We start from the raw sequence: 18,600 nt of genomic DNA on the forward strand, positions 1-18,600 counted from the left end.
CCGCGGCAGAAACTGCATGTGCAGCCTGCCAGCGCCCGCGCGGCATGACCGGCGCGATGCTTGCGCCGTCGTGTGATTGCGTGCCGTCGTGTCTATAGTGGAGGAAATGCTGGCAAAAACTGGCGAGCGGCAAGTGCCGGCGAGCACAGCCCGCAACGCCGGCCCCATGCCGCGGCGGCCCCCTGTGCGCCGCGTGCCGCCGGGCCCGACAGCGCAGCCGGGGGGAGCGGCTCATCCGTTGCGAGGTAGTCATGAACCTAGCCAGCATCCTGTCCACCGTCGTCCTGGCCTCGTCCGTCTCGGTGTCTTCGGCGCCGGTGGAGCGCCAGCTGCTTGCGATGACGCCCACGGACTTCGCCCAGCGCTTCAATGCCGTGGCCCACGACACCGGCTCCGGCCTGGCCCTGCCCAGCTTCAAGGTCAAGCCGGGCTGGCACCGCGCCGCGCCCAGCTCGGGGGTGTCGGTGCTGGTGCGCGCCAGCCGCTCGGGCTACGCCATCGATGAGGTGGTGGTGGTGTGCCGCGAGGTCGAGCGCTGCTTCCTGACCATCTGCACGGCCGCGCTTGCGATTGACGACAGCGTCAACCCGCTGCTGCTGCAGCGCTTTATCGTGGCGCGCATCGCGACCGAGCTCGGTGAGGTCGGCCTGGTGATGTCGGGCCTGGCGTATATCGTCGTCACGCCCAAGGAGGACGATTACGTTGCCGTCGTGATCCGGCCCTACCTGCCGCAGGAACGCGGCGCTTCGCCCGGCCAGGCGAGGCGTGGGCCGCACGACGGCGCGCAGCCGCCGCAGCACGGCCAGGCGGTGCCGCATGGCACGCCACGCCATCACCACGGCCCGCTGACGCCGATCGTGTTGCACACGGCAGTGCAGAAGTCCTGAGGCCGCGAGCGTTCGCGCTGCCCCTGGGCCGCTTACGGCTGGCGCAGCAGCAGCGCCACCGGCAAGCCGCCCAGCACCTCGCGCAGGCGCAGCCGGCCCATGGGTGCGTCCAGCACGTGGCCGGTCAGCGCATCGGTCCAGCGGCTCGGCTGCGGCGCGCCCACGTTCAGGGCGGTGTCGCCCCAGCCCGCGGGCGGGATGCGCGGCATGGTCGGGTCGACCTGCGTGGCCACCAGCCGCGTCACCACGGTGATGGCCTGGTGCGCATCCGCGGTGCGGGCAAAGGCCAGCACCTGCGGCACCAGCGCGCCTTGCGCCGCCAGCATGCTGTATTGCCCGTCGGCAAAGAGCCGGGGATGGGCGTGGCGTACTGCAAGCACCTGGCGTATCAGCTGCTGCTTGATGCGCCCGTCGCGCCAGTGCGCCAGCCAGTGGGCCCAGCCAGCGCTGCAGCCCAGGCGCGCGCGCAGTTGCGCAAAATCGGGCGGGCGCCGGTTGTCGGGGTCTACCAGGCTCAGGTCCCAGCCTTCGCATCCCTGGTAGCGGTCGGGGATGCCTGGTGCGGTCAGCTGGACCAGCACCTGTGCCAGGCTGTTGACGGCGCCTGCCACGGCAATGTGCTGCGCAAACTGGCCGATATGCGCCAGCACACCCGATGGCCAGTCCGCCGCGATGGCGCGCAGGAAGCCCTCGCACGCGGCTTCGTAGGCTGCGTCGGGGCAGGTCCAGTTGCCGTGGCGCTTGGCTTCGCGGATGGCCTTGAGCTGCCACGCGGACACGCGCTCCAGGAAGGCCTCGACGGTGTTGCTGCCTGCAGGCTTGCCGATGTCCTCCATCGGCCACGCGCCGACCAGGGTCTGGTACAGCATCAGGCGGTCGCCGGGGTCCGGGGCCTGCGGCAGCGTCGACAGCAGCGGTGTGCAGGCGCGTTCCCATGCCGCCACGGCCTCGGCCCAGGCAGCGGGCATCTCGCTCAGCACGGCCAGGCGCATGCGTGTGTCCTCGCCGCGCTTGTGGTCGTGGGTCGCAGTGGCCAGCATGGCATGAGGACAGGCCATGCGCCGCGCCGCCATGCGCGCGTGGAACTGCGCCGGCGGCAGCGCCAGCGTGCCGGGGTCGCTGCCTACCTCGTTGCGCGACAGCAGCCGCCCGTAGCGGTAGAACGCGGTGTCTTCGCCGGCCTTGGCTGCCAGGGCGGGCATCAGTTGCTGCAGGCGGCGGCGCAGCACGCCGGTTTCGCTGTCGGGCGGGGCTGGCGTGCGCAGGCAGCCGCCGATAAAGGCCAGTGCCACGGCCTCGTCCGGGGCGAGGTCGGCGCGCGCCGCCTGCATGGCCTGGTCCAGCATGGCATGGTCGGCCTGTGCGGCAGAGGCGTCGCGTGCGCCGGGTTGCGCGTCAAAGTAGCTGCGGTAGACGGGCACCGCCGCCATCAGCGCGGCCAGCGCGCGCCGCAGCGCCGCGCGTGTCAGGTCACGCGTGCCGGGCTCCTGCTTCGCGCAGTCGTGCAGGCAGGCGGCGGCGCCTTCGTACTCGGTTACCAGGTGCCGCTCCAGCACCTGGCGCCGTGCCGCCGCGACATGGGCGGCATACGGGCGCGCATCGCCGCTGGCCGAAGTCCACAGCGCGCCCAGCGGCGCCTCGCCGTTGCCGTCGTGCAGCACGGCGGCAACCTCGTCCATGAAGTCGTAGCCCGTGGTGCCATCCACCTGCCAGTCCGGCGCCAGCCGTTCGCGCGGGCCCAGGATCTTCTCGACCACCAGCCACGGGTGCGCCAGCCGCAGCAACGGCGGGCGCGCGGCGGCGTGCCGGTCCAGTTCGGCGCGCAGCCGGCGGCAGTAGCCGGCAGGATCGGCCAGGCCGTCGACATGATCGACACGCACGCCGTCGATCCAGCCTTCGCGCAGCAGGCGGAAGACCAGCGCGTGGACGGCGTCGAATACCTGCGGGTCTTCCTCGCGCACGCCGACGAGATCGCTGATCTCGAAAAAGCGCCGCCAGTTCAGTGCCGCGGCGGCGGTGCGCCACCAGGTCAGCCGGTAGTGCTGGCGCTCCAGCAGTGCGTGCAGCCGGGTGCGGCCTTCGGCCTGCGTGGGGTCGTACCAGCCGGGCTGGGTTGCGGCGGCGGCATCCACGCTGCCCGGCGCCAGCGGCAGCGAGTGCTCGAAGTAGCGCAGGTGGGCGGCATCGTCTGCGCTTGCAGGCACCCATTGCAGCTCGCCCGCCACCAGCGTGTCCCAGTAGGACTGGCCCAGCATCGGCAGCAGCACCTTGCCATGCAGGGCGGGGTCGCGCGGGGTCCAGTCGATGTCGAAGCTGGCGGCGCAGCGGCTGGCGCGTCCGTGGGTCAGCACGTCGCGCCACCAGTGGTTGTGGGTGGGGTCGGCCGCCATGTGGTTGGGCACGATGTCCAGCACCAGGCCGAGGCCGGCGGCGCGGGCGCGCCCGGCCAGCGCTTTCAGGCCGGGCTCGCCGCCCAGCTCGTCGCGCACGCGGGTGAAGTCGGTGACATCGTAGCCATGGGTGGAGGCGGGCCGCGCGCTGCACACAGGCGACAGGTACAGGTGGCTGACGCCGAGCGCGGCGTAGTAGTCGACCACGGCAGCAGCATCGGCAAAGGTAAAGCCCGGGTGCAGCTGCAGCCGCGCGGTGGCGCGGGGCAGGTCATGGTCGCCGCCATCGCCATCGCCATGGCTGCCTGGCAGGGATTCCGGCAAGCCGGCGGGCATTATCTGGCGCGCGCCGCTGCGGGCTCGCACATGGTGGCGACGCAGGCCAGCGGCGGCAGCATGCCCGCGGACAGCTCGGCCGCGGCGCCGGGCAGGCTTTCATGCAGCGCCGCGCTCATGTCGTGGCATGGCCGCATGCATGGCACGGCTTCGCTGCCCAGGTTCAGCCACAGGCTCAGCTCCATGCCGTCCATCAGCCGCCAGCGTGCGCACAGCGCGGCCGGCCCCAGGATATCGACGCCGGCCGACTGGCAGCCGGCCAGCCGGTCCAGCAGTTCACGGCGGCGCACCGCGAGCAGCTCGTGGTAGTACGGGGTCCAGTCGCCGTCGTCTTCCAGCTCGGGGCGCGACGCCTCGAAGGTGGCCGGGTCGTTGGGATCGGGGATGGCCGCGGCGCGCGCATCGTCGCGGAATGCCGTGGAAGCCGCAAACTCGCGGCGCCGGCCGTCGCGCACGGCCTGCGCCAGTTCGGGCGGGTGGCTGGTGAAGTAGAGGAAGGGCCGCTGCGTGCCGGTTTCCTCGCCCATGAACACCAGCGGCACCTGCGGGCACAGCAACTGCAGCGCCACCGCCGCGCGCAGCGCATTGCGGTCCGCCAGGCCGGCCAGCCGGTCGCCCAGTGCGCGGTTGCCGGTCTGGTCGTGGTTCTGCAGGAAGCAGACGAAGGCCGTGGGCGGCAGGTGCGCGCTGGGCTGGCCGCGGCGCACGCTGTCCGCGCTTGACGGCACGCCCGGCGCGGCGGCGGAGCGGTGCGCCGACAACTCGCCCTGGTAGGCAAAGCCTTCGCCCAGCACGCGCGCAAGGTGGCGCAGCGCGGGCTCGCCGCGCCCCGCGGGCGCATCCTCGCCCTCATCGGCGCAGCGGGTGTAGTCGCAGTAATAGCCGTCGCCCTCGCCGGTCAGCAGCACGTGCAGGGCATGGTGGGCGTCATCGTTCCACTGTGCGTCGTAGCCCTTGGCCAGCAGTTCGGCATCGTTGTTGTCGTTTTCCAGCACCAGGTGGAGATGGCGGCTGGCGCCGTCGCCTTCGGCCAGCATGGTGCGCAGCTCGCCGGGCAGCGCCGCCAGCCAGCCTTCGTCCTCGATCGCGTGCACGGCGTCCAGGCGCAGGCCGTCGAAGCGGAACTGCTCCAGCCAGTAGCGCGCGTTCTCGGTGAAAAAACGCCGCACCTGCGGCCGGCGGAAATCGATGGCCGGCCCCCACGGGGTCTGCCGGTCTGCGCGGAAGAACGCGCTGGCGTAGCGGTGCAGGTAGTTGCCCTCCGGCCCGAAGTGGTTGTAGACCACGTCCAGCAGCACCATCATGCCGAGCTGGTGGGCGCGGTCCACCAGCGCGCGCAGTTCGTCCGGGGTGCCGTAGGCGGACTCCGGCGCGAATGGCAGCACGCCGTCATAGCCCCAGTTGCGCGTGCCGGGGAACTCCGCCACCGGCATCAGCTCGACCGCGGTGAAGCCCAGCGCCGCCAGCCGCGGCAGCTGCTGCGCCGCGCCGGCAAAGCCGCCGCACAGGCCCACGTGCAACTCATAGACGATGGCTTCATGCCAGGGGCGCCCGCGCCAGTCCGGACACGCCCACGCAAAGGCGCCGGCGGCGTCGGGCGCGGGCACGATGCTGGGCCCGTGCACATCGTCGGCCTGGCAGCGCGAGGCCGGGTCGGGCACGGTGGTGCCGTCGTCAAGCCGGAACCAGTAGCGTGCCCCATTGCAGCACGGAACGATGGCCTCGAACCAGCCGTTGGCGCCGGCCGCCATGCGCACCGGACCGAGCCCGGCGATCTCCAGCCGTACCGCCTGGCCTTGCTCGGCTGCGTCCGGGGCCCACAGGCGGAACCGCACGCGGCCGTCCGGCAACCAAGCCGGCCCGAACAGGTAGTCATGCGCATTGTCGTCGTTGCCGGGCAGGCCCAGCGGCCCGGCGGCAGTGGGCGCTGCAAAGCAGTCGTGCGGGGCCAGGCTGGGCATGGCGGAGCGGGCGCCGGGGGCGAGCAGAAACGGGTTGGCGTGCAAATTCGGCTCCTGGCTTTGGGACGGCCGTGGGGAATGCCAAGGGAGAGCCGGCCGGATGGCCGGTCTTGGCACAATGCGAACTCCATGCCCGCAGAACAACGCTTGGCGAGGCCGCGGGCTGGCGGGGGCAAGCGCCAGCGCGGGCTTTGTTACATGGGCCATTGTAGAAACTACCTGCGCGATGCGGACGTGCGCTAGCCCACGCCCGCAGTGCCGCCTTAGGCGGCGCGCGGTGCGTGCGCCGGAGATTCAACCTGCCAGGGCGCACCGCTGGCGCGGTGCAGCAGCCGCACCGGCACCGGCTCGATGTGCCAGATGCGCTCGCAATACTCGCGGATCGCCCGGTCCGAGGAAAAGCGCCCGGAGCGCGCGCACGACAGCACCGACATGCGTTGCCAGCGCGCCGGCTCGGCAAAGGCCTGGGAGACTTTCTCCTGGCACTCGATGTATGAGGCGAAGTCGGCCATCAGCAGGTAGGGGTCGTGCCTCTGCTGCGGGTCAAACAGCGGACGGAACAGCGCCGGGTCGCCGCGCGAGAAGAAGCCTTGCTGGACCAGGTCGATCACTGCGCGCAGCTGCGGGTTGCCGTGGTAGTAGGCGGCAGGGTCGTAGCCGCTTGCACGCAGCGCATAGACCTCAGGCGCGGTCAGGCCGAACGGGAAGAAGTTGTCGTTGCCCACGGCTTCGCGCAGCTCGATGTTGGCGCCGTCCATGGTGCCGATATTGAGCGCGCCATTCATCGCGAACTTCATGTTGCCGGTGCCGGACGCTTCCTTGCCCGCCAGCGAGATCTGCTCGGCCAGGTCGGCCGCCGGGTAGATGCGCTGCCCGTAGGTGACATTGAAGTTGGGCAGGAACACAACCTTGAGCCGGTCGCGCACCTGCGGGTCGCGGTTGACCACGTCGGCCACCGAGGTGATGAAGCGGATCATCAGCTTGGCATAGGCGTAGCCCGGCGCCGCCTTGCCGCCGAACAGGAAGGTGCGCGGCTGGATCTCGGTGCCGGGGTCGGACTTGATGCGGTGGTACAGCGCGATCACATGCAGCACCGCCAGGTGCTGGCGCTTGTATTCGTGGATGCGCTTGACCATCACATCGAACATGGAGGACGGGTCCACCACCACGCCGGTGGTTTCGCGGACCAGCTCGGCCAGCGCCACCTTGTTCTGGTGCCGCGCGGCCTGCCATTGTTCGCGAAAGCCCGCGTCCTCGGCATACGGCTCGAGCGCGCGGAGCTGCGCCAGGTCGGAGATCCAGCCGTCGCCGATCGCCTCCGACACCAGCCGCGTCAGGCGCGGGTTGGACAGCGCCAGCCAGCGCCGCGGCGTCACGCCATTGGTGATGCTGGTGAACTTCTCCGGCCACATCTCGTAGAAATCCTTGAGCACGTCCTCGCGCATCAGCCGTGAGTGCAGCTCGGCCACACCGTTGATGGCGTGGCTGCCCACACACGCCAGGTTGGCCATGCGCACCTGCTTTTCGCCGTACTCACTGATCAGCGACAGCCGTGCCAGGCGCGATTCGTCGCCGTAGAAGCGGATCCGCACCTCGTCCAGCAAGCGCGCGTTGATTTCCAGGATGATCTCGAGATGGCGCGGCAGCACCCGGGCAAACAGCGGCAGCGGCCACTGCTCCAGCGCCTCGGGCAGCAGCGTGTGGTTGGTGTAGGCAAAGGCATTCTGCGTGATGTGCCAGGCCTCGTTCCAGGGCAGGTCATGGTCGTCGACCAGCAGCCGCATCAGCTCGGCAATGCCCACGGCCGGGTGGGTGTCGTTCAGCTGCACCGCGAACTTCTCGTGGAAGCGCGTCACCGGGATGCCGTCGACGGCGAGCAGCCGCAGCATGTCTTGCAGCGAACAGGCGACGAAGAAGTATTGCTGCTCCAGCCGCAGCTCCTTGCCCTGGCTGGTCTCGTCGTTGGGGTAGAGGACCTTGGTCAGGTTCTCGGAAGTGACCTTCTTGCTGACCGCGCCCAGGTAGTCGCCGCGGTTGAAGGTATGGAAGTCGAACGCCTCGGTGGCGTCCGCGCGCCACAGCCGCAGGGTGTTCACGGTATTGACGCGGTAGCCCAGGATCGGCGAGTCAAACGGCACACCCACCACGGTCTTGGCCGGCACCCAGCGTACGCGGTAGTGGCCGCGGTCGTCGGTGTAGTGCTCGGTGTGCCCGCCCAGGCGCACCTGCACGGCCCACTCTGAGCGCTGGATCTCCCAGGGGTTGCCGTTGCGCAGCCAGGTATCGGTGGATTCCACCTGCATGCCGTCGATGATGGTCTGCTGGAAGATGCCGTACTCGTAGCGGATGCCATAGCCGAGCGCGGGGATTTCCAGCGTCGCCAGCGAATCCATGAAGCAGGCCGCGAGCCGGCCCAGGCCGCCATTTCCCAGCCCCGGCTCGACCTCTTGCTCCAGGATGCGGTCTAGATCCAGCCCGGCAGCGGCCATGGCCTCGCGCACCTCGTCGAAGATGCCCAGGTTGATCAGGTTGTTGCCCAGGTGCGGGCCCATCAGGAATTCCGCCGACAGGTAGGCGACGGTGCGCGAGGGCTGGCCCAGGTAGGCCTCGGCGGTGCTGATCCAGCGCTGCACCAGGCGGTCGCGCACGGTATGCGCCGCTGCCTGGTAGAGATCGTTCTGGCTGGCGTGGCCGGGCAGCTTGCCCTGGGTATGGAAGACGTGGTCGAGGAAGGCCCGGCGCAGGCTGGCGCCGGACAGGGCGGTACGGGTGTCATCGGCATGCTCGGGCCGGACAGATTCCTTCATGGCGAGGCTCCTGCGCATGTACGTGGGTCAAGCTTAGTGGATGGAGCAATCCCTGCAGGGAGATCGCGGAGCTGGTCTTGCAAGCGGCACTTTTTGCGGGCGAGCCGTGGCTACGCGCGTGGCGGCGGATGGCGTGCGCCGTGGCGGCCGCCGCGCAGGGCGTTGGCGCGCGCCCGCACCATCGGGGTATCGAACAGCGCACGTACATCGGCGTCGAGCCGGCGCTGCCAGTTGGGGTGGACGCTGGTGGTGCCGGGCAGGTTGGGTTGCTCGGCCTCGCCCAGCAGGTCTTCCAGTGGCACCAGGCGCATGGCGGTGCGCGCGGTGCCCAGCCACGCCAGCACGGCATCGAGCGGGGCATCGGCGGGGTCCGGCACGGCGCCGCTGCACAGCCCCGCTGCGCACAGCGCCTGCCAGAGCGCGCCGCGCTCGCGCGCACGGCCGGCCTGCATCGCCGCGAGGGTTTCGCCCGGCGCCAGCAGGTGCAGCCGGTCGCGCCACGCAAGGTCGCGGCCGGCCCACCAGCCGGTGACTGTGGGGAGGTCGTGGGTCGAGGTGGTGGCGATGGCATCGGGCGGCCAGGCTGCGGGAGGCAGGAAGGCCGGCACGGTGTCGGGCGCCGGGGCGGGCACCCGCTGAGCTGCCTCGGCCGCATCCACTGGCGCGCTCTCTTCGCGCTGGAACCACAGCACATCGATGCCCAGCACGCCACGGGCCGACAGCGCCGCATTCAGCTCCGGCGGCACCGTGCCCAGGTTTTCGCCGATGATGATGGCGCGGTGCCGCCATGATTCCAGCGCCACCAGCCGCAACATGTCCTGCAGCGGATAGCGCAGGTAGGCGCCTTCACTGGCCGGGGCACCGGCAGGCACCAGCCACATGCGTGCCAGGCCCAGCACATGGTCGATGCGCAGCCCGCCGGCATGGGCCAGGTTGGCGCGCAGCATCTCCAGGAAGGCCGCGTAGCCGCGGCGGCGCAGCCCGCGCGGCGAGAACACCGCCACGCCCCAGTCCTGCCCGAGCGGGTTGTACAGGTCCGGCGGTGCGCCGGCATGGAAGCCCGCCAGGATTTCCTGTTGCCGCGTCCAGGCCTGACTGCCGCCAGGGTCGGCCCCCACCGCCAGGTCGGAGACGATGCCGACCGCCATGCCCGCGCCGCGCGCCGCACGCTGCGCGCGTGCCATGCCGTCGGCCGTAATCCATTGCAGGAAAGCGTGGTAGGCGACCTCATCGGCATGGGCCTGTGCAAAGGCCGCCACGGCGGCATCGCCGGGCGCGCGCAGCGTGACCGGCCAGCAGCGCCAGTCAGGCGCGGGGTTGTGGTTCATGCCGTTGGCGCTGTCGGCCAGGCGCCGGGCCTGGATCGCCTCGTAGCATGCGTGCGCGTGCAACGCGGTGCCGCCGCGCGCGCGAAAGGCGGCGCAGTCATCGAGCGCCGCGCGCGGCAGCAGCGCATCGCTGCGCTCCCATAGCCACCGCAGGATGGCGTAGCGCAGCGGCGTCAGCTTGACCCAGTCGATCTCGCTGCGGGCTTCCAGCGCTTGCAGCGACTCGCCCGCGCCGAGCGCGGCGACGGCCCAGTCTACCGCGGCCTGCCCGAATTGCACGGCGGGGTCGGCATAGAGCGGATTCAGGAACAGGCGGCTGGACGGCGCATACGGGCTATAGCGCTCGGGCAGGGCGGCAAAGCCGGCGTGCAGCGGGTTGATGGCGACGGCGTCGGCGCTGGCGCCGGCTGCGCTGATGCAGCACTGGGTCAGCGCGCTCAGGTCGCCCAGGCCGCAGGGCGCGCCGCGGCGCAGGCCGTAGAGCTGCACTGCCAGGCCCCAGGGCCGGGTCAGTTCGCCCGCGCGGCCGGCGTGCCGCAGCGCATCGGCAACGCCGTAGCAGCGCGGCGGCGCGATTGCCAGCACGGTGTGCGCATCGCCGAGTTCCAGGCGGTGGTAGCCGCATACGTCGATGGCGGGCAGCAGCATGGTGCCGTCGCTGTCGCGCGCGCTGCCATCGTTGCCACGCTCCGCGGTGCCGGTGACGATGGCGCCGTCTTCCAGCGTCAGCCGGTAGGACCGCTGCGGCAGGGTATGTGGCCACGGCACCGCCACCGGCTTGCCGCGCTCGGCGGTGACCAGCGGCGGCAGTGCATGCGCGGCGTCATCGGAGGCAAGCCATGCGCGCGACGCTTCGCACTGGCCAGTGGTGGCGCAAGGCAGGCCCAGGCCGTCCAGGACGCGCCGCAGTGCGGCGTCCGACACGGTCTGGGGCTGGTTCCAGGCATCCGTCCACCGGGGCAGCAGGCCCGCGCGCAGTGCCAGCGCATGCAGCGCCGTGGGCGTGTCGTGGCGGGTGGCGCGCCGGCTCATGCCTGTGCCTCCTGCGGCGCGCCCAGCGGCGGGCTTTCCTGGGGCGCGCTCTGGCGGCTGCGGGCCTGGGCCGCCAGCAGCACCAGCGAGTGGCCCGCCACCGCCTGGCTGTCGGCGACCGCCTCGCCCGCGAGTTCGGCCTCGGTGGCGTCGGGCCGGCTGCTGTCGAACAGCAGTTTCCAGGCCAGCGTGGGCCCGGGCAGCAGGAAGGAGGCCTCGGCATCGCCGGCGTTGAGCAGCAGCAAGGTTACCTGCACGGCGCCGGCATCGTTCTCTTCGTCCTGCGCCAGCGAGCCCAGCTGCGCGCGCTCCGGTTGGGGCGGCGCGGCCGCGCGGCGCAGCGCGAGCGTGCGGATCTCCGGGTCGGCCCATTCCTCGGGGGTGGGCGGTTTGCCGTCGGTATCGAACCAGGCAATATCGGCAATGCCCTGCGCCGGTTCCTCGCGCCCGTGCGCGAAGCGGTCGCCGGCCAGGGAGTGCAGCCGCCGGCGCAGGTCCAGCAGGCGGCGCACCATGTGCTGCAGCGGCTGGGCGCCGGGCGTCTGGGCCTGCTTCCAGTCCAGCCACGAGATCTCGTCGTCCTGGCAGTAGGCGTTGTTGTTGCCTTGCTGGCTGCGGCCCCATTCATCGCCGGCGGTCAGCATCGGCGTGCCCTGCGACAGCAGCAGCGTGGCCATCAGTGCCTGTGCCACGCGCGCGCGGCAGGCCAGGATGGCGGGGTCGTCGGTGGGGCCTTCGATGCTGCCGTCGGGGCTCCAGTTGGCGCTGGCGTTGTCGTCGGTGCCGTCGCGGTTGTCTTCGCCGTTGGCCTCGTTGTGCTTGCTGCTGTAGCTGACCAGGTCGGCCAGCGTGAAGCCGTCGTGTGCGGTGATGAAGTTGATGCTGGCCCACGGGCGCCGGTGGCGGCGGTCGAAGAGGTCGGCCGAGGCCGCCAGCCGCGCCGCCAGTTCGCCGCGGTGGCCGGCGTCGCCGCGCCAGAAGCGGCGCGCCACGTCGCGGAACTTGTCGTTCCACTCGGCAAAGCCGGGCGGGTGGTTGCCAAGCTGGTAGCCGCCCGGGCCCAGGTCCCACGGCTCGGAGATCAGCTTGACGCGGCTCAGCACCGGATCCTGCATCAGTGCATCGAAAAAGCCCGAGCCCGCATCGAAGCCGTTGCCCTCGCGCCCGAGGGTGGTGCCCAGGTCGAAGCGGAAGCCATCGACGTGGTAGCAGTGCACCCAGTAGCGCAACGAGTCCATCACCATCTGCAGCACGCGCGGATGCGACAGGTTGAGCGTATTGCCGCAGCCGGTGTCGTTGATGTAGTGGCGCTCGTCGCCCGGCACCAGCCGGTAGTAGCTGGCGTTGTCCAGCCCGCGCCACGACACCGTCGGCCCCAGCTCGTTGCCCTCGCAGGTATGGTTGTAGACCACGTCCAGGATCACTTCGATGCCGGCCGCGTGCAGGCGCCGCATCGCCACCTTGAACTCCTGCAGTTGCCCGGTGCCCAGGTAAGCGGGCTCCGGCGCGAAGTACGCCATGGTGTTGTAGCCCCAGTAGTTGCGCAGTCCGCGCTCCAGCAGGAAGCGGTCCTGCAGGATGGCGTGGACCGGCAGCAGCTCGACGGTGGTGATGCCGAGCTGCACCAGGTGGTCGATAAAGCGCGGGTCGCACAGCGCGGCGAAGGAGCCGCGCAGGTTGGGCAGCAGATCGCCGCGCAGCATCGACAGGCCCCGCAGGTGGGCTTCATAGATGACGGTGGACGGCCACGGCACCGCGGGCGGGCGGTCGTCGCCCCAGTGGAAGCTCTCGTCGACCACCACCGCCTTGGGCATGGTGGGGGCGCTGTCGCGGCGGTCCGGTGTCAGGTCGCCGCGCGCGCTTTGCAGGCGGTAGCCGAACAGCGCATCGGACCAGCGCACCGGGCCGCTCAACTGGCGCGCATACGGGTCGAGCAGCAGCTTGTGCGGGTTGAAGCGGTGGCCGTGCGCGGGATCGTAGGGGCCGTGCGCGCGGTAGCCGTACAGCGTGCCGAGCGCCGCATCGGGCAGGTAGCCGTGCCAGATCTCGTCGGTGCGTTCCGGCAGCTGCAGGCGCGCCAGCTCCTTGCGCCCGTTGTCGGAGAACAGGCACAGGTCGATGCGCGAGGCATGGGCCGAGAACACCGCGAAATTGACACCCAGGCCGTCCCAGTGGGCCCCGAGGGGATACGGCTTGCCCGGCAGCAGCCGGTCCGCGAACTGTCGGCTCATGTCGATGCGCCCTGGATGCCGCCACCAGGATCGAAGCGCAGCACCAGCGTGGCCAGCGGCGGCAGCGTCAGCGCGAGCGAAGCCGGCTGCCCGTGCGAAGGCACGTCCACTGCCGCTACCGCGCCGCTGTTGCCGACATTGGTGCCGCCATACACGGCGGCATCGGTATTCAGGCATTCCTGCCAGGCGCCGGCATACGGCACCCCGAGCCGGTAGCCATAGCGCGGCACCGGGGTCATGTTGACCACCACCAGCACCACTTCGCGGCTGTATGGGCCCGCGCGGCGCAGCCACGCAAACACGCTGTTATGGTTGTCGTCGCCCACCACCCACTGGAAGCCTTCCGGGCGGTGGTCCAGCGCATGCAGCGCGGGCAGCTCCCGGTAGAGGCGGTTCAGATCCCGCACCAGCGTGTGCATGCCGCGGTGCATGGGGTGGTCCAGCAAGGCCCAGTCAAGCTCGGCATCGTGGTTCCATTCCTGCCACTGCGCCAGTTCGCCGCCCATGAACAGCAGCTTCTTGCCCGGGTGCGCCCACATGAAGCCGTAGTAGGCGCGCAGGCCGGCAAAGCGCTGCCACTCGTCGCCGGGCACCTTGCCGATCATCGAGGCCTTGCCGTGCACCACCTCGTCATGCGACAGCGGCAGCACGAAGGCCTCGGACCACGCATAGACCAGCCCGAAGGTCATGTCCTGGTGGTGCCAGGCGCGATGGACGGGCTCGTGACCGAGATAATGCAGCGTGTCGTGCATCCAGCCCATGTTCCACTTGAAGTCGAAGCCAAGCCCGCCGCTGGCGACGCTGGCGGTCACGCCGGGCCAGGCGGTGGATTCTTCGGCGATGGTCAGCGCACCGGGGCAGCGTTCGTGGACCACGGCGTTCAGTTCGCGCAGGAAGTCGATGGCTTCCAGGTTTTCCCGGCCGCCGAAGCGGTTCGGCACCCACTGGCCGGGCTCGCGGCTGTAGTCGCGGTAGAGCATGGATGCCACCGCGTCCACGCGCAGGCCGTCGGCGTGGAAGTGCTCCAGCCAGTGCAGCGCGCCGGCCAGCAGGAAGCCGCGCACCTCGTTGCGGCCGAGGTTGTAGATCAGGGTGTTCCAGTCCTGGTGGAAGCCTTCGCGCGGGTCCTCGTGCTCATACAGGGCGGTGCCGTCGAAGCGCGCCAGCCCGTGCGGATCGGTCGGGAAGTGCGCGGGCACCCAGTCCAGGAGCACGCCGATGCCGGCCTGGTGGCAGCGGTCGATAAAGGCGGCGAAGGCCTGCGGCGGCCCCAGCCGCGCGGTGGGCGCATACAGCGACAGCGGCTGGTAGCCCCACGAGCCGCCGAACGGATGCTCGGTGATCGGCAGCAGTTCGATATGCGTAAAGCCCAGTTCCTGCACGTATGGCACCAGCCGCTCGGCCAGGATCTCCCAGCCGCGCTGCGTGTCGTTGGCCGCGCGCAGCCACGACAGAGCGTGGACCTCGTAGACCGACATCGGCGCTGCGTAGGGATCGGCGCCGCCGCGGCGCGCCATCCAGTCGGCGTCATGCCAGGCGAAGGGGGGCGCGCCCTGGCCCGGTCCGGCCACCACCGAGGCGGTGGCGGGGGGCGCCTCGGTGGCCAGCGCGAGCGGGTCGGCCTTGTCCGGCAGCTCGGTGCCGTGCGGGTCGAGCAGGTCGTACTTGTAGCGGCTGCCGGGCTGCGCGCCCAGTGCGGCGGGGATGAACAGCTCCCAGATGCCGCTGGGGTGGCGCAGCCGCATCGGGTGCCGCGCCGGATGCCAGCCGTTGAAGTCAGCGATCACAGAGACCCGCCGCGCGTTCGGCGCCCATACGGCAAAGCGCACGCCGTCGATGCCGTCCACGCGCTGCCACTGCGCGCCCAGGCAGGCGCCGAGCTCGAAGTGGCGGCCCTCGGCGATCAGGTGCAGGTCCAGCTCACCCAGCAGCAGGCCAAAGGCGTAAGGGTCGGCGCCGCACTGCCCGCTGCCGTCGGACCATTGCACGCGCAGCCGGTAATCGGGCGCACCGCCCTTGTATTCGCGCGGCAGCCGCGCGGCGAAGACGCCGCCGCCATGCAGCCGTGCCATCTCCGCCAGTGGCGTGCCGCCCGCATCGGTCAGCTGCACCGACGCCGCCCCTGGCAGGCAGGCGCGCACCAGCGTGCCGTCGCCGTCAGGGTGCGGGCCCAGCACGGCAAACGGATCATGGTGGCGCGCACCAAGCAAGGCCTCGAACTCGTGGCCCGGCAGCATGCCGGGCTGCGTGCCATGGGCGGGGGTCATGGCTGGTCTCCCGGCGCCAGCAGCTTGCGCACCAGGCGCGCCAGGCCGCTGACCGGCAGGTCGATCCAAGCCACGCGGTTGGCGGCTTCGTAGTCGACCTCATAGGCTGCCCGTTCCAGCAGGAACAGGTCCAGCAATGGCTGCAGCTGGCCGGGCGCGACCCAGGGTGTGCCCGAGTCCTGCATGTGCAGGTGGTAGCAGTTCAGGAGGGCTTCGCTGGCGGTGCTGCGGAAGCGCTCCAGCAGCACCGCGCGGCGTTCGGCCAGCTGCGGCGGCAGTTCGCTGTGGGTGCGCTCCTGGCGGTCGGTGCCGACCGTGGCCGCGGCGTAGTCAAGCGAGCGCAGCAGCCCGGCCACATCGCGCAGCGGCGAGGTCTTGCGCCGGCGCCAGTCCAGCGGCAGGCCGGGCTCGCCTTCGAAGTCGACCAGGTAGGTGTCGTTCTGCGCAATCAGCACCTGGCCCAGGTGGAAGTCGCCGTGGATGCGTGTCTGCAGGCTGCCCGGCGCGGCAGCGGCGAGCTGTTCGACCAGCGCGGGCAGCGCGTCGCGCGCGGCCAGCAGGGTCTGCACGTCGGCCTCGAAGCCCTGGCGCACCGGTCCCGGCACGGTGGCGGGCGCGGACTCCAGCCGCGTCAGGGCGCGCTGCAGCGCACGCAAGGCTTGCTCGGCCCACGCGCGCGCATCGCCTTCGGTGGCCGGCAACGGCGCGAACGCGTCGTCGCCGCTGGGCCGTGCCAGCACCGCATGGAGTTCGGCGAGCCGGCGGCCGAGCGTGCCAGCCAGCGCGGCATAGCCGTTCATGGCCTCGGCAAACTCGTCCTCGCTCTCCTGCGAGGGCAGCGCGTCATCGATGGCGCGGCCCAGGTAGTCCAGGGTCCAGTCCCAGCCATTGCCCTGGTTCAGGACATAGCCCTGCAGCAGCATCAGCGTATGCGGCACGCCATCCGGTCCGGTGCGCACCACCTCGCCCAGCAGCGGCGCCGCGTGCGCATAGCCCTGCACGGTCAGGTAGCGCGTCATCTCGGCCTCGGGGTGGATGCCGCCAGAGACCCGGCGCACCATCTTGAGCACGGCGGTGTTGTTATAGGACAGCGAGCTGTTGGACTGCTCTGCCGACATGTATTCGATCGGGTCGCGCTCCAGTTCCAGCGCGGCCAGGCCGGCTTCGGCGCGGAAGTGGATGATGTCGTTGCCGGCGTGCACCTGCACGTCATTGCGCAGCGCGCGCACCACCTCGCGCGCAAAGGGCTCGACCACGAAACCGTCGGTGGCCAGCCCCACGCGGCTGCCCTGGCGCACGCGCGCCATCGACAGTCCATGTGCCAGCTGCGACACGCTGTCGGCGCTCTCGCGGTCCCACAGGATGCCCAGCGGCAGCTGGTAGCGTTCGGTGCGGCCAGGCAGGGTCACCTCCACCTCGCCCAGGTAGACATCTTCGCCGCTGCTGCCGCGCGCAAATGGCAGCAGGTACGCCAGGTCGATGCGCTCGATGCGCTCGTGCTTGGCGCCGAACCAGCGGCGCCGGCTGATGTAGTGCGGCAGCACGTCGCTGGCCATGATGCGGCGCGAGGCGTCGGTCAGCTCCGGCCGGCTCGTGTTCTGCATCACCAGGGTGATCTGGTCCGGCATCTGCTCGGGTGCTTCCACGTGCCATGACGGGGGCTGCGCCTCGTCACTGAGTACGAACCAGTAGAAGCCGTAAGGCGGCAGCGTGAGCAGGTAGGTCAGCGTGCCGATGGCCGGGAACGGCGTGGCGCCCATCATCTCCACCGGCACGCGGCCGTTGAAGGCGGACAGGTCCAGTTCGACGGCCTGCGGCGCGCGCGACAGGTTGGCCACGCACATGATGTGCTCGTCCTCGTATTCGCGCAGGTAGGCCAGGATCTTGCGGTTGCCCGGAAACAGGAAGCGCAGCGTGCCGCGGCCGAAGGCGCGGTGCTTGCGCCGCAGCGCCAGCATGCGCCGCATCCAGTTCAGCAGCGAATGCGGGTCGCGCGCCTGCGCCTCGACGTTGACGGCTTCGTAGCCATACAGCGGGCCTTGCAGCGGCGGCAGCACCAGGCGCTCGGGGTCGGCGTGCGAGAAGCCGCCGTTGCGGTCGGGTGACCACTGCATCGGCGTGCGCACGCCGTCGCGGTCGCCCAGGTGGATGTTGTCGCCCATGCCGATCTCGTCGCCGTAGTAGATCACCGGCGTGCCCGGCATCGAGAACAGCAGGCTGTTCATCAGCTCGATGCGGCGGCGGTCGCGCTCCATCAGGGGTGCCAGCCGGCGGCGGATGCCCAGGTTGATGCGGGCGCGCCGGTCGGTGGCGTAGACCTCCCACAGGTAGTCGCGCTCGCTGCTGGTCACCATCTCCAGCGTCAGTTCGTCATGGTTGCGCAGGAAGATGGCCCACTGGCAGTTGGGCGGCACCTCCGGCGTCTGGCGCATGATGTCGGTGATCGGGAAGCGGTCTTCGCGCGCGATCGCCATGTACATGCGCGGCATCAGCGGGAAGTGGAAGGCCATGTGGCATTCGTCGCCTTCCGGCTCCGGCCCGGTCAGGCCAAAGTACTGCTGCGCGTCCTCCGGCCACATATTGGCTTCTGCCAGCAGCATGCGGCCGGGGAAGCGCGCGTCCAGGTGGGCACGGATATGGCGGATGACGGCATGGGTCTCGGGCAGGTTCTCGTTGCTGGTGCCTTCGCGCTCGACCAGGTAGGGCACCGCGTCCAGGCGCAGCCCGTCGACGCCCATGTCGAGCCAGTAGCGCATCACCGACAGCACCTCGTTGAGCACCTGCGGGTTGTCGAAGTTCAGGTCCGGCTGGTGCGAGTAGAAGCGGTGCCAGAAGTAGGCGCCCGCCACCGGGTCCCAGCTCCAGTTGGACTTCTCGGTGTCGCAGAAGATGATGCGGGTGCCGGCGTAGGCCTGGTCATGGTCCGACCACACGTAGTAGCGCCGTGCCGCCGAGCCGGGCTTGGCGGCGCGCGCGCGCTGGAACCACGGATGCTGGTCGGAGGTGTGGTTGATCACCAGCTCGGTGATCACGCGCAGTCCGCGCGCGTGCGCCGCGGCGATAAAGCGGCGCGCCTCGGCCAGCGTGCCGTAGTCGGGGTGGACGTTGCGGTAGTCGGCGATGTCGTAGCCGTCGTCGCGGCGCGGCGACGGATAGAACGGCAGCAGCCAGACCGTGTCCACACCCAGGTTGACCAGGTAGTCGAGCTTGGCCAGCAACCCGGCAAAATCGCCCACGCCGTCGCCGTTGGCGTCGTAGAAGGACTTGATGTGGAGCTGGTAGATGATCGCGTCCTTGTACCAGAGCGGATCGGCGTTGAGCAGGGCGGCACTGCCGGTTTCGGTAAGGCGTTTCATCCGTG

General features: G+C 70.6%; 8 protein-coding genes. 1 reads left to right on the forward strand and 7 read right to left on the reverse strand.

All coding sequences use genetic code 11. The annotated features are described in order from the left end of the window. Positions 1-251: 251 nt before the first annotated feature. The gene (locus AC3WRR_RS03060; RefSeq protein WP_492296204.1) at positions 252-887 is read left to right on the forward strand and encodes a malto-oligosyltrehalose synthase; all 636 of its coding nucleotides are present in this window, start codon (positions 252-254) and stop codon (positions 885-887) included. Between the two features lie 32 nt (positions 888-919). Here the strand turns inward: AC3WRR_RS03060 and treY are convergent, their stop codons facing one another. The 7 genes from treY to treS form a co-directional block, all read right to left on the reverse strand. Next, positions 920-3,613, reverse strand: coding sequence for a malto-oligosyltrehalose synthase (gene treY / locus AC3WRR_RS03065; RefSeq protein WP_454750247.1), 2,694 nt, complete (start codon positions 3,611-3,613; stop codon positions 920-922). Next, entirely contained in the window at positions 3,613-5,619 is a 2,007-nt protein-coding gene (gene treZ / locus AC3WRR_RS03070; protein WP_492296205.1) for a malto-oligosyltrehalose trehalohydrolase, read from the reverse strand. The genes treY and treZ overlap by 1 nt, the downstream gene beginning before the upstream one ends. 218 nt (positions 5,620-5,837) lie before the next feature. Further along, a complete protein-coding gene (locus AC3WRR_RS03075) occupies positions 5,838-8,381 on the reverse strand; it encodes a glycogen/starch/alpha-glucan phosphorylase (RefSeq protein ID WP_010814548.1) in 2,544 nt (847 codons plus the stop codon). A 110-nt stretch (positions 8,382-8,491) separates the two neighbouring features. Further along, complete coding sequence (malQ, locus tag AC3WRR_RS03080) at positions 8,492-10,741, reverse strand: 4-alpha-glucanotransferase (protein ID WP_010814547.1); 2,250 nt, start codon at positions 10,739-10,741, stop codon at positions 8,492-8,494. Next, the gene (glgX, locus tag AC3WRR_RS03085; protein WP_010814546.1) at positions 10,738-12,972 is read right to left on the reverse strand and encodes a glycogen debranching protein GlgX; all 2,235 of its coding nucleotides are present in this window, start codon (positions 12,970-12,972) and stop codon (positions 10,738-10,740) included. Before glgX ends, malQ begins: the two co-directional genes overlap by 4 nt. After that, a complete protein-coding gene (glgB, locus tag AC3WRR_RS03090) occupies positions 12,969-15,239 on the reverse strand; it encodes a 1,4-alpha-glucan branching protein GlgB (protein ID WP_010814545.1) in 2,271 nt (756 codons plus the stop codon). The genes glgX and glgB overlap by 4 nt, the downstream gene beginning before the upstream one ends. Further along, positions 15,236-18,595 (reverse strand): maltose alpha-D-glucosyltransferase, encoded by a 3,360-nt coding sequence (gene treS / locus AC3WRR_RS03095; RefSeq protein ID WP_439669133.1) that lies wholly within the window; start codon positions 18,593-18,595, stop codon positions 15,236-15,238. Before treS ends, glgB begins: the two co-directional genes overlap by 4 nt. Between the last annotated feature and the right edge of the window lie 5 nt (positions 18,596-18,600).

The sequence above is a fragment of the Cupriavidus sp. FW305-3-2-15-C-LB2 genome (genome assembly GCF_058787575.1).